This is a genomic window from Paraburkholderia dioscoreae, assembly GCF_902459535.1.
Taxonomy (GTDB): domain Bacteria; phylum Pseudomonadota; class Gammaproteobacteria; order Burkholderiales; family Burkholderiaceae; genus Paraburkholderia; species Paraburkholderia dioscoreae.
Genome location: NZ_LR699554.1, coordinates 784,843 through 799,165, shown reverse-complemented (window position 1 = coordinate 799,165; position 14,323 = coordinate 784,843). Strand labels below are relative to the sequence as shown.

The 14,323-nt window shown below is 62.4% G+C and carries 12 protein-coding genes; 6 read left to right on the top strand and 6 right to left on the bottom strand.

Annotated features, from left to right (window positions below):
* Positions 1–33: 33 nt before the first annotated feature.
* A complete protein-coding gene (gene hmpA, locus PDMSB3_RS23730; protein ID WP_007176446.1) occupies positions 34–1,215 on the top strand; it encodes an NO-inducible flavohemoprotein in 1,182 nt (393 codons plus the stop codon).
* Positions 1,216–1,731: 516 nt separating this feature from the next.
* Here hmpA and PDMSB3_RS23725 read toward each other — a convergent pair.
* Both PDMSB3_RS23725 and PDMSB3_RS23720 read right to left on the bottom strand, forming a co-directional pair.
* Positions 1,732–2,253, bottom strand: coding sequence for a phasin family protein (locus tag PDMSB3_RS23725; protein WP_165187945.1), 522 nt, complete (start codon positions 2,251–2,253; stop codon positions 1,732–1,734).
* 405 nt (positions 2,254–2,658) lie between these two features.
* Complete coding sequence (locus PDMSB3_RS23720; protein ID WP_165187943.1) at positions 2,659–3,690, bottom strand: alpha/beta hydrolase; 1,032 nt, start codon at positions 3,688–3,690, stop codon at positions 2,659–2,661.
* Between the two features lie 297 nt (positions 3,691–3,987).
* Between PDMSB3_RS23720 and PDMSB3_RS23715 the strand changes: the two genes are divergently transcribed.
* Genes PDMSB3_RS23715 through PDMSB3_RS23700 form a run of 4 tightly spaced genes read left to right on the top strand, consistent with a single transcriptional unit; the run spans position 3,988 to position 10,491 of the window.
* Complete coding sequence (locus PDMSB3_RS23715) at positions 3,988–5,514, top strand: efflux transporter outer membrane subunit (protein ID WP_007176443.1); 1,527 nt, start codon at positions 3,988–3,990, stop codon at positions 5,512–5,514.
* Positions 5,511–6,584, top strand: coding sequence for an HlyD family secretion protein (locus tag PDMSB3_RS23710; RefSeq protein ID WP_007176442.1), 1,074 nt, complete (start codon positions 5,511–5,513; stop codon positions 6,582–6,584). Before PDMSB3_RS23715 ends, PDMSB3_RS23710 begins: the two co-directional genes overlap by 4 nt.
* Positions 6,585–6,634: 50 nt before the next feature.
* Complete coding sequence (gene rbbA / locus PDMSB3_RS23705; RefSeq protein WP_232064423.1) at positions 6,635–9,364, top strand: ribosome-associated ATPase/putative transporter RbbA; 2,730 nt, start codon at positions 6,635–6,637, stop codon at positions 9,362–9,364.
* Between the two features lie 2 nt (positions 9,365–9,366).
* A complete protein-coding gene (locus PDMSB3_RS23700) occupies positions 9,367–10,491 on the top strand; it encodes an ABC transporter permease (RefSeq protein ID WP_007176440.1) in 1,125 nt (374 codons plus the stop codon).
* Positions 10,492–10,573: 82 nt separating this feature from the next.
* Here PDMSB3_RS23700 and PDMSB3_RS23695 read toward each other — a convergent pair whose 3' ends face one another.
* On the bottom strand, positions 10,574–11,026 hold the full coding sequence (locus PDMSB3_RS23695) for a CBS domain-containing protein (protein ID WP_007176439.1): 453 nt from the start codon (positions 11,024–11,026) through the stop codon (positions 10,574–10,576).
* Between the two features lie 314 nt (positions 11,027–11,340).
* Here PDMSB3_RS23695 and PDMSB3_RS23690 point away from each other — a divergent pair, with 314 nt between their 5' ends.
* Complete coding sequence (locus PDMSB3_RS23690; RefSeq protein ID WP_007176438.1) at positions 11,341–11,847, top strand: hypothetical protein; 507 nt, start codon at positions 11,341–11,343, stop codon at positions 11,845–11,847.
* A gap of 35 nt (positions 11,848–11,882) precedes the next feature.
* Here the strand turns inward: PDMSB3_RS23690 and PDMSB3_RS23685 are convergent, their stop codons facing one another.
* The 3 genes from PDMSB3_RS23685 to PDMSB3_RS23675 all read right to left on the bottom strand — a co-directional run bounded on the left by PDMSB3_RS23685 (position 11,883) and on the right by PDMSB3_RS23675 (position 14,313).
* Positions 11,883–12,212, bottom strand: a complete 330-nt coding sequence (locus tag PDMSB3_RS23685) for a chaperone modulator CbpM (RefSeq protein WP_007176437.1) — start codon at positions 12,210–12,212, stop codon at positions 11,883–11,885.
* A complete protein-coding gene (locus tag PDMSB3_RS23680) occupies positions 12,209–13,150 on the bottom strand; it encodes a DnaJ C-terminal domain-containing protein (protein WP_007176436.1) in 942 nt (313 codons plus the stop codon). Before PDMSB3_RS23680 ends, PDMSB3_RS23685 begins: the two co-directional genes overlap by 4 nt.
* 155 nt (positions 13,151–13,305) lie before the next feature.
* The gene (locus PDMSB3_RS23675; RefSeq protein ID WP_165187936.1) at positions 13,306–14,313 is read right to left on the bottom strand and encodes a D-2-hydroxyacid dehydrogenase; all 1,008 of its coding nucleotides are present in this window, start codon (positions 14,311–14,313) and stop codon (positions 13,306–13,308) included.
* Between the last annotated feature and the right edge of the window lie 10 nt (positions 14,314–14,323).

Sequence of the window (14,323 nt, the reverse complement as noted above, 5' to 3'; positions counted from 1 at the left end):
ACGACTGACTACCCATTCACACCAGGACTATTTATGCTTTCCGCCGAACACCGCGCTATCGTCAAAGCCACCGTTCCTCTTCTCGAGAGCGGAGGCGAAGCGTTGACCACGCACTTCTACAAGATTCTCATCGGCGAACATCCCGAAGTGCGTCCCATGTTCAACCTCGCGAATCAGGCAAGCGGCGCGCAGCCACGCGCGCTGGCCAACAGCGTGCTGATGTACGCGCGTCACATCGATCAACTCGAACAACTCGGCGGGCTGGTCTCGCAGATCATCAACAAGCACGTCGCACTGAATATCCTGCCGGGGCACTATCCGATTGTCGGACAGTGCCTGCTAAGAGCCATCCGCGAAGTGCTCGGCGCCGAAATCGCAACGGATGCGGTCATCGCAGCGTGGGCCGCCGCATATCAACAACTTGCCGATCTGCTGATCGGGCTCGAAGAAAAAATCTACGCCGAGCGGGAAGCGGCGCCGGGCGGCTGGCGCGGCACGCGGCTCTTTCGTGTCGCGCGTAAAGTGCGGGAGAGCGACGAGATCACGTCGTTCTATCTGCGCCCCGACGACAACGGCGAGTTACTCGCGTTTCATCCGGGACAATATATCGGCGTACGGCTGTATATCGACGGCGAAGAAGTACGCCGCAATTACTCGCTCTCGGCCATGTCGAATGGCCGCGAATACCGTATCAGCGTAAAGCGCGAACCGAATGGAAAGGTGTCGAATCATCTGCATACGCACGTCAACGAAAACGACACAGTCGAACTGTTTGCGCCGGCCGGCGACTTCACGCTCGAACCGGGCGACAAGCCGCTGGTGCTGATTAGCGGCGGCGTGGGCATCACCCCCACGCTGGCCATGCTGCAAGCCGCGTTGAATACCCGTCGTGTCGTGCACTTCATCCACTCGGCACGTCATGGCGGCGTTCATGCATTCCGCGACACGATCGAGCAACTGGCCGCGCGTCACCCGCAATTGAAGCGTTTCTATTGCTACGAACAGCGCCGCGCCAACGATGCCGACGCCGATGGCATCGGCTATCTCGACCAAACGCGTCTCCATGCCTGGCTGCCGGAAACCCGCGACGTCGACGTCTATTTCCTCGGCCCGATCGCGTTCATGAAGGCCGTCAAGAAGCATCTGAAGGCGATCGGCGTGCCGGAATCACAAAGCCGCTATGAATTCTTCGGCCCGGCTGCGGCGCTGGAATAAACCCTGGTGGATTGGTCACGGCTGCGTTGGACACGCCGCTGGCTGGTCCATTTCGAACGGGCATCCGGGACACCCGTTCGATTCTTCCGCCTTTAGCCTTTACGAAGACGTCTTTACGATGCCGCGCAAGCGCCTCAGTAAAGCGTCAGCATGCTCGCGATCAACCTTTGATATTTCGCGCTGATTCAGTATCGCCTCGATGCGCTGACGCCAATAGCCCGGGTCACTCACTAACGACGTGCAAGCCATCGAATCACCTTTGGAAGTTAATCTCTCAAGCGTTGTGACTATCGTTTCGATATGCAGAAGATCATTCTTAAAAGAGGCGTGACTTCCCATTACATTCCCGGCTAACTTTTTTAGCGCCTTCGGATCGCCCTTCGAACGAGTTGGCAAGCAATGCGATACCCATTTCGTCTCCGAATCGGTCGATCCGTCCTGCTTGCAGGAAAGCGGAGCAACAGCCGTGAAGCGTTTGCGCCAGGCTGTGTGAGCATTGCTATTGGTTGATCTGCTTTATTTGTCCCGCGTAGGCACAGGTGCGGCCTGGCCTGCCTGCGCCACGGCAATGGCTTGTGCGGCGGCTTTGCGCATTGCTTCGTAGGCTACCCCCGCGCTGGAAACCGCGGACTTGAACACGGTGACCGCGACCTCCGAACCTGCCGGCGCATTGCGGGAAAAATCGTCCATGGCCGTCTGCATTTTTGCGTTCGACTGCGCGAAGCGATCTTCGAAGAGTTTCAGAAACTCGGCCTGCGCGCTATTCGCAATTCCAAACAGGTGACTGTTATACGACAGCACTTTCTCCGCCACCGGTTTCGCATTGCCGGCTTGATAAACAAACAATTCCATCGGCGTCTTACCGGAGACGGCCAGTTGCCAGGCCTGTTCGCTCTCGGCGAGCGTGGCCCTGGCTGCCTGCAGGTTCAACCTGGCCAGTTCTTCAAAATACTGGAATGTTTGCTGCGCCAACGAAAATGCGACGGCAACATTGGCACTTTGCATGGAGATAAACTGATCCGGCGTCGAAAAATACACTCTGCACTCCTTCTTTAAACCTGCACATTGCTCCAGACGAGGTATGCGAAAACAGCCTGCAAGCATGCGGATTGTTGGCCTGACGGCTCCCAGTCCCCTCGAATCGTTCTGCGATACAGAATTAGATGAAACATTCTAACTTTGTTAAACCGGCGTCTGGCGCACTGTTTTGTAGGTAGTTACCCTTGGTTAATCGCGTTGATTTGACTGAAGAATTGGGCGGTCCGAAGGTTCGGTGGGCCTCTGCAACGGACTTATGAATCGCAATCCGCGGTTGCACAGCGGGCGAGTCGGGCGGCAGCACCCAAGCGTCGCGGTCGTATCGGCAACGAACGGCGGGGGCGGTCTCGCGGGGCGTAGCGGATCGCGATTCGTGACGAGCAAGGTCACGGACGCAAAGTCCCCTCACAACCGGGCGACGTCGGCGATTGCATCGGCGAATGCCTTCGGCGCCTCCTGCGGCAGGTTGTGGCCGATACCGCCGCCAATGTTCCGGTGCGCATACTTGCCGGTGAACTTCTTCGCGTACGCTGCCGGTTCGGGATGCGGTGCGCCGTTCGCGTCCCCTTCCATCGTGATGGTCGGCACGGTAATGACCGGCGCCAGTGCCAGACGCTTCTCCAGTTCGTCGTATTGCGCCTCGCCCTTGACCAGACCCAGACGCCAGCGATAGTTGTGTATCACCACCGCAACGTGATCCGGGTTGTTGAACGACTGCGCCGAGCGCTCGAAGGTTGCATCGTCAAAATTCCATTTCGGCGATGCCGTATGCCAGATCAGTTTGTTGAAGTCGTGGCGGTTCGCTTCGTAGCCTGCATAGCCTCGCTCCGTGGCGAAATAGAACTGATACCACCATGCCAGTTCCGCCTTCGGCGGCAACGGCGCCCGGTTGGCTTCCTGACTGCCGATCAGATAGCCGCTCACCGACACCATCGCCTTGCATCGCTGCGGCCACAGCGCCGCGATGATGTTCACCGTGCGCGCGCCCCAATCGAAGCCGCCAAGAATCGCCTTGTCGATCTTCAACGCGTCCATCAATGCAATGATGTCCACGGCAATGGCCGCCTGTTGCCCATTGCGGGGCGTGTCCGCTGAGAGGAAACGCGTCATGCCGTAGCCGCGCAGATACGGCACGATGACGCGGTAGCCCGCGGCTGCCAGCAACGGCGCGACTTCGGCGAAGCTGTGGATATCGTAGGGCCAACCGTGCAGCAGGATCACCACCGGCCCATTCTGCGGACCTGCTTCTGCATATCCCACGCTCAGCGTGCCTGCGTCGATCTGCTTCAGGTTATCGAAGCCGGCGGCACGTGGCCCCGCGTTCGTACCGCTCGCCTGCGCGTGGGCGATTCCGCCGAGCCCGAGTTCCATCAGGCTGAGGCCCGCAAGCGCCGTCCCGAGCAGACGGCGACGCCGGTCATTGATCCGGTCAGACATGGCTATTCTCCTTGTGTGCGAGAGCGTCAAGCCAGATGAACCGGCCTGGAAGCATTAGACCCGGCAGAAGTGTCTGGCTTGTGTCGCCAATGCCCGCGGATGAAACGTCATGTATCGGGCCGCGGGCCAGATACATTGCGATACAAGGAAAGCGGCCCCGACCTGTCCGTATCCACATGATCCAGATCAAGCTGCCCCATCCATAGCGTCGGTTATAAGTATTTGCAGCATAAAACTTGCTGGGGCACGGGCCATTGCCCTGATCGAAACACCCTGGCCAATTCACCAGACGCTCACATGTTCTCATCGCCGCATTCACGACCGCCGCCAGCAACACGCCGCTCGCCTCGCAGCGGCACACGGTTCGCATCGGCGCTCGTACTGGCAGCGGCGCTCGGCGCCGGCGGATGCATGTCGCTCGCGCCGCACTACGTACGCCCCGCGCTGCCGGTTCCCGACACCTGGTCGACCGGGTCTTCCGCCGACGGAACATTGTCCGCCGACGCCACATCGGCCGCCAGCCAGATCGACTGGCGCAGCTATTTTCCCGACGCCCAACTGCAGGCCCTGATCGAGCAGGCGCTAACCGGCAACCGGGAACTGCGCATTGCCGTGCAGCGCGTCGAAGAAGCTCGTGCAACGTACGGTATCCGGCGCGCCGACACGCTCCCGACGATCTCCGCTGGCGGCTCCTATGTCCGTTTCCGCGCGCCTGGCGTACTCCTGCCCGGCGGAAGCATCGACGGTGAGGCGTATCAGGTCGGGCTGACGGAAAGCAATTGGGAGCTCGACTTCTGGGGCCGCGTGCGCAACCTCAAGGACGCAGCCCTTGAGGAATTTCTGGCGAGCGACGCCGCGCGCCGTGCGGCCACCATCAGCGTGATCGCAAACGTAGCGGACAATTATCTGCTGCTGCGCGAACTCGATGAGCGTATCGCCGTTGCACGCGAGACGATCGCAAGCCGCTCTGAATCGCTGCGCATTTTCCGCCGCCGCTTCGAGGTGGGAGCGATCTCGAAGCTCGATCTCCGGCAGTCGGAAATTCTGCTGCAGCAGGCGCAAACGCTGGTTGCGCAACTGGAACAGTCGCGAGCCGCTCAGGCCCACGCGCTCGCCGTCCTGGTCGGCGCGGCCGCCCCGCTGCTCCCGGCACCGCTGAACGACGCGAGCGTTGGCCCGGATCTGCATGCGGGACTGCCGTCGTCATTGCTGGAGAGGCGTCCGGACATTGTCGCGGCGGAACATCGGCTGCGGGCCGCGAACGCGAATATCGGCGCGGCACGCGCGGCATTCTTTCCGCGCGTCACGCTCACGGGTGCCATCGGGTCGACGAGCACCGATCTTCAGCACCTGTTCGCGTCGGGTAGCGGCGCGTGGATCTTCACGCCCAACGTCTCACTGCCCATCTTCGATGCCGGGCGCAATCGCAGCAATCTGGAACTCGCGAAGGCCCGCGAAGGCGAAGCAGTGGCGCAATACGAAGAAACCATTCAGGACGCCTTTCGCGACGTAGCCGACGCACTGTCGGCAAGAGAGTGGCTCGCCGCGCAGGTTCAGGCGGAAACCGACACGCTGGTGGCGCAGTCCGAGCGCGCGCGGCTTGCCAGGCTGCGATACGACAACGGCGCGACACCGTTTCTGGAAGTGCTCGACGCGCAGCGCGATCTGCTCAACGCACGGCAGCAACTGATACAGACACGGCGCGCATTGCTCACGAGCCGCGTCGCGCTCTATGCCGCGCTGGGTGGAGGCGTGCAGGATGCAGATCCGACTCCCCCGCCTTCAGCCGCTGACATCACACTCAAACAAGGCCCATTGCCATGAGCCCCAGCAGAAAAAAACTGACGCTCGGCGTCGCCTTACTGGCCGCGATCGTTGTGGCCGGATACTACGGCTGGACGATGTTGCATGACTCGGGCCCCGCAGCAGGTTTCGTGAGCGGCAACGGCCGCATCGAGGCGACCGAAATCGACGTGGCAACCAAACTGGCCGGCCGCGTCGAGACCATTGCCGTCGACGAAGGCGACTTCGTCAAGGCGGGGCAGCCGCTTGCGACCATGCAGGTGACCGTGCTCGACGCACAGCTTGCCGAAGCCCGCGCGCAACATCAGCAGGCGATCAACACCGCGCTTAGCATCGAAGCGCAGGTCGTGCAGCGGCAGAGCGACAAGGTGGCTGCCGAAGCCGTGGTCTCCCAGCGCGAAAGCGAACTGGACGCCGCGCAACGCAAGCTGGCGCGCTCGGAAACGCTGTCGCGCGACGGCGCGTCGTCCATGCAGGAACTCGACGACGATCGCGCCCGCGAGCGCGGCGCGCAAGCCACGGTCCGCGCCGCGAGAGCCCAGGTCACCGCCGCCCAGGCTGCCGTCGACGCGACACGTGCGCAACTGGTGGCCGCGCATTCGGCGGAGCGCGCCGCTCTCGCGACCGTTGCGCGCGTCGAAGCCGACATCAGCGACAGCCAGTTGACGGCGCCGCGCGACGGCCGCGTGCAATATCGCATCGCCGAGGCCGGCGAAGTGCTCCCCGCGGGTGGCAAGGTTCTCAACATCGCCGACCTCTCCGACGTCTACATGACGTTCTTCCTGCCGGAGACGGTGGTCGGCAAAGTCGCGCTGGGCGCCGAAGTGCGCGTGATACTCGATGCCGCGCCCACCTATGTGATTCCCGCCACCGTCTCCTTCGTCGCCAGCACCGCGCAGTTCACGCCGAAGACCGTGGAAACCAGCAGCGAACGCCAGAAACTGATGTTCCGCGTCAAGGCGCGCATCAATCGCGAACTGCTGCTGCAGCATCTGAAGCTCGTCAAGACAGGCCTGCCGGGCGTCGCGTGGATCAGGATCGATCAGCACGCCGCGTGGCCTGCTTCGCTCGCGATCAAGGTGCCGCAGTGAGCGGCGTGACGGCGGCTGAAGCTCCGCCGGTCATCCGGCTGAGCAACGTCATGCTGCGTTATGCGAAAACCCTTGCGCTCGACAACCTCACGCTGGATTTTCCCGCCGGCCGCATGACCGGGCTGATCGGGCCCGACGGCGTCGGCAAGTCGAGCCTGCTGGCGCTCGCAGCCGGCGCCCGCGCGGTTCAGCAAGGCACCGTCGAGGTGCTCGGCGGCGACATGCGCTCGCGCCGGCACCGCGCGCTCGTCTGCCCTCGTATCGCCTACATGCCGCAGGGTTTGGGAAAGAATCTGTACCCGACACTGACCGTCGAGGAGAACCTGCAGTTCTTTGCGCGGCTATTCGGCCACGACGCCCCGGAGCGCCGCCGGCGCATCGACTCACTGACCCGCAGCACCGGCCTGAAACCGTTTCTGGCGCGCCCGGCGGGCAAACTCTCCGGCGGCATGAAGCAGAAGCTGGCGCTCTGTTGCGCGCTGATCCACGACCCCGATCTGCTGATTCTCGATGAGCCGACCACCGGCGTCGATCCGCTGGCACGCGCGCAGTTCTGGAATCTGATCGCGAGCATCCGCAAGGGCCGCCCCGGCATGAGCGTGATCGTCGCAACGGCTTACATGGACGAAGCGCAGCGCTTCGATTCGCTCGTCGCGATGGACGCTGGACGGATCCTCGCGACAGGCGAGCCACGCGCCCTGCTCGAGCGCACGCACAGCGACACGCTGGAAGCGGCGTTCATCGCGCTGCTGCCGGAGGAACGGCGCCGCGGTCATCAGCCGGTCGTTGTCGAACCGCTGCCGGCCGACGCCGCTGCCGACCTCGCCATCGAAGCACGCGATCTGACCATGCGCTTCGGCGATTTCGTCGCGGTGGACCACGTCAGCTTCCGCATCCGCAGCGGCGAAATCTTCGGCTTTCTCGGCTCCAACGGCTGCGGCAAGTCGACCACGATGAAGATGCTGACCGGACTGCTGCCCGCCAGCGAAGGCTCGGCCAAGCTGTTCGGACGCGAAGTCGATCCCAACGATATCGACACGCGCACCCGCGTCGGCTACATGTCGCAGGCCTTTTCGCTCTATGGCGAGCTGACGGTTCAGCAGAATCTGGTGCTGCATGCACAGCTCTTTCACGTGCCGCCGCAGGAGATTGCCGCCAGGGTCGACGAGATGGTGAGCCGCTTCGGCCTGAGCGACGTACGCGACGCGTTGCCGGACAGTTTGCCGCTCGGCATGCGCCAACGCCTCTCGCTGGCGGTCGCGATGGTGCACAAGCCGGAACTGCTGATTCTCGACGAACCGACTTCAGGCGTGGACCCCGTCGCTCGCGACAACTTCTGGCAGTTGATGATCGAGCTCGCCCGCCGCGACCAGGTCACGATTTTCATCTCCACGCACTTCATGAACGAGGCAGAGCGCTGCGACCGCATCTCGCTGATGCATGCGGGCCGCGTGCTCGCGACCGAGGCACCGGCGGAACTCGTGCGCCTGCGCGGCACGGCAACCTTGGAGGAGGCCTTCATCGGCTACCTGATCGAAGCGGGTGCCGACAAGGCCGAAGAAGGCGGCGCCGAAGCAATGATCGAAGCGCCCGCAAGCACGAGCGATTCCGGGACGGGCACGCTGGATCGATCCTCGAACCGCTCCCGCCCTCGCGCGTTCAGCCCGAGCCGCGCCCTCACCTATATCTGGCGGGAGGCGCTCGAATTGCGCCGCGACCCGGTACGTGCCACGCTCGCCCTGCTCGGTTCACTGGTGTTGATGTTCGTGATGGGCTATGGCGTGAGTCTCGATGTCGAAAGCCTCACTTACGCGGTTCTCGACCGCGACCAGACCGAACTGAGTCACGACTACGCGCTGAACATGTCGGGTTCGCGCTATTTCGTGGAACAGGCCCCGCTCAGCGACTACAACGATCTGGACAAGCGCATGCGCAGCGGTCAGCTCTCGCTCGCCATCGAAATCCCCCCGAATTTCGCACGCGATCTGCAACGCGGCGCCCCGGTGCAACTGGGTGTGTGGATCGACGGCGCAATGCCGCAGCGCGCGGAAACCATCCGCGGCTATGTGCTCGGGCTGCATCAGGCCTGGCTGATGGATCAGAGCATCCACCGCCTCGGCCTGACACCGGCCGCGCAGGTCAACATTGAAACGCGCTTTCGCTACAACCCCGACGTGAAGAGCGCCCCGGCGATGGTGCCCGCGATCATCCCGCTACTGCTCCTGATGCTGCCGGCCATGCTGACCGCGCTGGCGGTAGTGCGTGAGCGCGAACTCGGCTCGATCATCAATCTGTATGTCACGCCGGTCACGCGCAGCGAGTTTCTGTTGGGCAAGCAGGTTCCTTATGTCGTACTGGCGCTGCTCAATTTCCTGCTGATGACCATGCTGGCACGAATCGCTTTCGGCGTGCCGGTCAAAGGCAACTTTCTGACGCTACTGGCCGCAGTGCTGATCTATAGCATCGTCGCGACCGGCATGGGCATGCTGGCATCCACGTTCACCCGCAGCCAGATTGCCGCGATCTTCCTGACCATGATCGGCACGCTGATCCCGGCCATCCAGTTTTCCGGCCTGATCAATCCGTTGTCTTCGATGGAAGGCAGCGGGCGCATAATCGGCTCGATCTATCCGGCCACCTACATGTTCACGATCAGCCGCGGCGTGATCAACAAGGCGCTGGGCTTTACCGATCTTCACGCACAATTCTGGCCGCTGCTGGCCGCCATACCGGTGGTACTCGGCTTGACCACGGTACTCCTCAAAAAGCAGGAGACCTGAGCATGCGCCGCCTCTCGAACATCTACCGACTCGGGATCAAGGAACTGTGGAGCCTGTGGCGCGACCCGACCATGCTGGTGTTGATCGCGTATACTTTCACCGTGGCGATCTATTCCGCCGCTACCGCGCAGCCCGACACGCTGCATATGGCACCGATCGCGATCGTCGACGAAGACGCCTCGCCGTTGTCCGCCCGCATTGCTTCGGCGTTCTTTCCTCCCCAGTTCGGCATTCCTCGCCTGATCGCCCCCGCGCAGGTCGATCACGGGCTCGATACGGGCGAATACACTTTCGCACTCGACATTCCGCCGAACTTCCAGCGCGACGTGCTGGCCGGAAAACCTGCGTCGATCCAGCTGAACGTCGACGCGACCCGCATGAGCCAGGCGTTCACAGGTAGCAGCTACGTGCAGCAGATCGTGACCGACGAGATTTCCGGCTTTGTCGCGCGCTATCGGGACACCGCGCCGCCGCCCGTCGATCTCGCCGTGCACATGCGCTTCAATCCGAATCTCGATCAGACCTGGTTCGGCGCGCTGATGGAGATCATCAACAACGTCACGATGCTGTCGATCATTCTCACGGGCGCCGCGCTGATCCGCGAGCGCGAACACGGCACGATCGAACATCTGCTGGTCATGCCGGTCACTCCGGCAGAGATCATGCTGGCGAAAGTCTGGTCGATGGGACTCGTGGTCATGGTGGTGGCCACGGCTTCGTTGACCTTCGTGGTGCGCGGCGCGCTGCATGTGCCGATTGAAGGCTCGGTGGCCCTGTTCATGGTCGGCACGGCGCTGCATCTGTTCGCCACGACTTCGATGGGCATTTACATGGCGACGCTCGCGCGCAGCATGCCGCAGTTCGGCATGCTGCTGGTCCTCGTGCTATTGCCGTTGCAGATGCTCTCCGGAAGCATCACGCCGCGGGAAAGCATGCCGAAGATCGTTCAGGATGTCATGTTTTTCGCACCCACTACTCACTTCGTCGAGCTTGGGCAGGCCATTCTGTATCGCGGCGCCGGCCTCGATGTCGCATGGCGGCCGTTTCTGATCCTGATTGCGATCGGCTCGGTGCTGTTTGCGATGGCATTGCGGCGTTTTCGCAGAACCATCGGTCAGATGGCCTGATACGTGTGCGTTGGGTCCACGCGAGTTCGACATCTCTCTGCTGCTCCGACGCCCCGACGGATACCTGACCTCGCATGAACGGTCACGCGCGTTGTTTCTCCTCGAAATGCGGCTGCCGCCCTGTCACAAGCGATAGTTCGGCGAGCAGGACGCATGTCGCATCGAGCAGATCGTCGAACGAAAGCAGTCCAACCAGTTCGCCCGCATTGCTGACGACAGGCATGCGCCGTATGGCGTGCAGACGCATCCGCTTCACGACCTGCCACACGTCTTCCCCCTCGTATGCGACGATGAGCGGCGAGGACATGACGTCGCCGACAAAAAGCCCGAACGCATCGACTTCCCGTGCGAGCACCGCGAGCACGATATCGCGGTCAGTCAGCAGGCCGCGAGGGTGAATCTTTCCATCCGCGCTTTTCTCCACCGCCACAACATCGCCAACGTGACGATCGCGCATGATCTTGCATGCGTCGAGAACGGTTGCGTTCAGCCCGCACGTCACAACGTCTCTAGTACAGATATCGCCTGCATTCATGTCCCGTATCCTCCTGTGTGGAAAGTCCCTCTCAAATCGGGACTCGATCTGATACTCAGACTAGACGGATAAACGAAGCAACCATTGATTCCAGTCAACCGGGACGTTCTCCCAATAGTCGATACGCGCACGCATGCCGGACACCGGGTTGCGCCAGTAGCGCAATCCGCGCAATCCGTTCAACAATCGCAACGTTGGATAGGTTGATTTGTATCAATCCCCTCTTGAGCATGAACTCTAAGGTGGGATCAACTGGCGCGAGAATGCGTCGCCCTTGAGGTGCCGTTCCGCGGCGATATCAGATAGAGGCCTTCATGTCGAACACCGAAGAAGTTTTATGGCTGCTGGATCGTGCTGCGACGCTCGACGCCGCCGTTCGAGATCTCGCGCTTGCGCTCGAAACGCCCACCGAGGATCCGCGATTCGCGCTCAAAGGAATCGTCTATAAAGCATTGAGCGGCCAGCACGGCTTTTCCGTCACGCTTCACGGCCTCACCCTTTCACCCGTCTACGAGCAGGTGCTGGATCGCTCCCACGATTATCCCGATCTTTTCGCGCGGATTCACCTGTGCCTGCCAGGAGATGGCGGGAAGCCGGGAAAATGCATCATCAGTCTTCTCGTTGCCGACACCGGCGACTATTCGGACGATGGCACCACCCGGTTCGACTACAGCACGCACGACGTCACCGGCAGACCCAGCGACCTCGGCCGCTACCGGATCTCGCTCGCCATTGCCCGAGCACTGCAGGCCGCTTTACCAACGCTTTCCGCCGCGCAAGCCGCATGCGGTCCCGCGTCAGCGGATCATCAGGTAGCCTGACGAAAGCCGTGCAGCAGGACGTCGCGCAGGCGCGCCTAGCTTCCGCGAGGACGCTTGACACGCGAGCGCAACACGTCGATCTCGTCGAGCAGATCGAGCGCTAACGCAACGCCGGGCGGATTGATCTGGAAGTCGTGCGCGAGCCGCTGCGCGGTCTGCACGCGCCGCAACGCCGCGCCGCTGAAGCGCCATTCCTGCGGCTGCTCGCCCTTGGGCTCGAACACGCCTTCGGAAACCCAGAGCGTCAACTCCTCCTCCGATGCCCCGCTCACCCGGCTCAATTCGACCAGAGTGAATTCGATGTTCTCATCGACAATCTGCCCTTGCAAATAGGTCGTCGTACTCGTCTCTTTCACGATAATCACCGATAGAAGTGCGCGCGCGGATCGAAATTGAACGCCTGCCGCATCGCATCGTAAGCGGCCTTCGCTGATTCGCTATCCGCCGGCGGCAGGACAATGTTCAGAATCACATACAGATCGCCAGGCGGGTTGGCCGGAATGCCCTTGCCTTTGAGCCGCAAGCGCCTGCCGCCGGCGGAACCCGCCGGCACCGTCATCTCGACGGAACCGTCGGGCGTGGGCACGGTAACCTGTGCGCCGAGGGCCGCCTCCCACGGTGCCACCGGCAACTCGAGCGAAACGTCGCGCCCGTCCACCTGAAAACGCGGATGGTCCCGAAAAGCGATTTCCAGGTAGAGGTCGCCGGCCGTTTCGGGCGTGGCGCCTGCGGATCCCTGGCCGCTTAGCCGCAGATGCTGGCCCGCGCGGATCCCCTTCGGAATGGTGACATTGAGCGTGCGCGTTTCCAGCGAAACATGGCCTTGCGCATCGACCACCGGCATTTGCAGCGAAATCGAGCGCTGCGCGCCGCGATAGGCGTCTTCGAGATCGATCAATACCTTCGCGTGATGGTCTTCGCCGCGCGCATCGAAAGACCGCTGCCGCGGATGCGCACCACGCGCGCCGCCAAACATCTTCTCGAAGATGTCGTGGAAGTCGGCTTGCTCGCCGGGCCCGCTGCCCGCCCCGCTGAATTCGAAACCTTCGTCCCAGTTCGGCGGCGGCTGGAAGTCCTGGCCGTTGCGCCAGTCGCTGCCCATGCGGTCGTAGGCGGCGCGTTTCTCCGGATCCTTGAGCACCTCGTAGGCTTCGCCCAACTCCTTGAAACGCTCTTCGGCGTCGGCGTGCTTGCTGACGTCCGGGTGATACTTGCGCGCAAGTTTCCGATACGAACGTTTGATGTCATCCTGAGACGCGCTTCGCTCGAGACCCAGGATTTCGTAATAGTCTTTGTATTTCATGCTGGCGGCAAACCCATGAGAGACGGAGGCGGCAATGGGCATCCATCGCGTGGCGATCACGGATCGACTTTATACCAATCTGGGCAGGGCGGCAAAGTTGGGGCTTCGGTACACCGCCGTTGCACCGGCGCCGATCGTGAACCCCATCGCCCCGCTCAATAATCGCGAGTGCGATCGACGATATTCGCCAGCGCTTCGCCGCGCAGCAATCGGGCGAAATTTGCAAACCAGAGTTCGAGCACCCGCAGGTTGTAATCGGGCGCGTCGCACGAAATGTGCGGCGTGACGACGAGTCCCGCCACGTCCCACGCCACATGGTCCGCCGGTAACGGTTCGGGATCGAACACGTCGAGCAATGCGCCGCCGCACTCTCCGGAACGCAATCGCTCAAACAACGCCGCTTGGTCGATCAGCGCCGCGCGCGAAAGGTTGACGACGCCCGCACCGGGCCGCATGCGGGCGAGGCGCGCGGCGGAAAGCAGGTCTCGTGTCTGCGGCGTGAGCGGCGCCGTGATAACGACGAAGTCGGCCTGAGGCAGCCAGTCGTCGAGTGCGGAGATCGTTGCGAGTACATCGACTGCTTCCACCGCCTGCGCCGGTGCCGCACCGCTCCGGTTCAGTGCAATGACTCGCAAGCCGAGCGCGCGCGCCGCGTGGCTCGCCGCCATGCCCAGATCGCCGAAACCGATTATCAGCGCCGTCTTGCCGCGAATCGACGTGGTGAGCCGCGCGTCCCAGCGATGCTCCCGCTGCGCCTGCAACACGGCAGGCAGTTGCGCATTCAGCATCAGCAACGCCATTTGCGTATATTCGGCGGCCTTATCGCTATGAATACCGCTACTGTTCGTCAGGATCAGGTCGCGACGCAGGCGATCGAGCGGCATCAACTGATCGACGCCGGCACCTGTCGTGTGAATCCAGCGCAGACGTGGCGCGTCGTTCACCACCTCATGCGGGAATCTCGACGCCAGCAGGAAGTCGACGTCGTCGAGCGGACGCGCGAACCGCTCGCCGTCCCAGCCGAACGTCACGTCGATTTGTTGTGCGAGATCGGGATGGCGCGCGCAGGCGACCTGCCACACGGCTTCGTGAAGATGAAAAGGCGGCGACTGACGCCGCTGGCTTTCTAGGTGCAGCCGGTAACGGCGGGCGGGTTCGGTCATCCGGGCAGCA

Coding starts and splice junctions, on each gene's coding strand:
- PDMSB3_RS23700 (WP_007176440.1), top strand. CDS start 9,367: ATGCGCCGCCTCTCGAACATCTACCGACTCGGGATCAAGGAACTGTGG.
- PDMSB3_RS23675 (WP_165187936.1), bottom strand. CDS start 14,313: ATGACCGAACCCGCCCGCCGTTACCGGCTGCACCTAGAAAGCCAGCGG.
- PDMSB3_RS23695 (WP_007176439.1), bottom strand. CDS start 11,026: ATGAATGCAGGCGATATCTGTACTAGAGACGTTGTGACGTGCGGGCTG.
- hmpA (WP_007176446.1), top strand. CDS start 34: ATGCTTTCCGCCGAACACCGCGCTATCGTCAAAGCCACCGTTCCTCTT.
- PDMSB3_RS23680 (WP_007176436.1), bottom strand. CDS start 13,150: ATGAAATACAAAGACTATTACGAAATCCTGGGTCTCGAGCGAAGCGCG.
- PDMSB3_RS23690 (WP_007176438.1), top strand. CDS start 11,341: ATGTCGAACACCGAAGAAGTTTTATGGCTGCTGGATCGTGCTGCGACG.
- PDMSB3_RS23715 (WP_007176443.1), top strand. CDS start 3,988: ATGTTCTCATCGCCGCATTCACGACCGCCGCCAGCAACACGCCGCTCG.
- PDMSB3_RS23710 (WP_007176442.1), top strand. CDS start 5,511: ATGAGCCCCAGCAGAAAAAAACTGACGCTCGGCGTCGCCTTACTGGCC.
- PDMSB3_RS23720 (WP_165187943.1), bottom strand. CDS start 3,690: ATGTCTGACCGGATCAATGACCGGCGTCGCCGTCTGCTCGGGACGGCG.
- rbbA (WP_232064423.1), top strand. CDS start 6,635: ATGCTGCGTTATGCGAAAACCCTTGCGCTCGACAACCTCACGCTGGAT.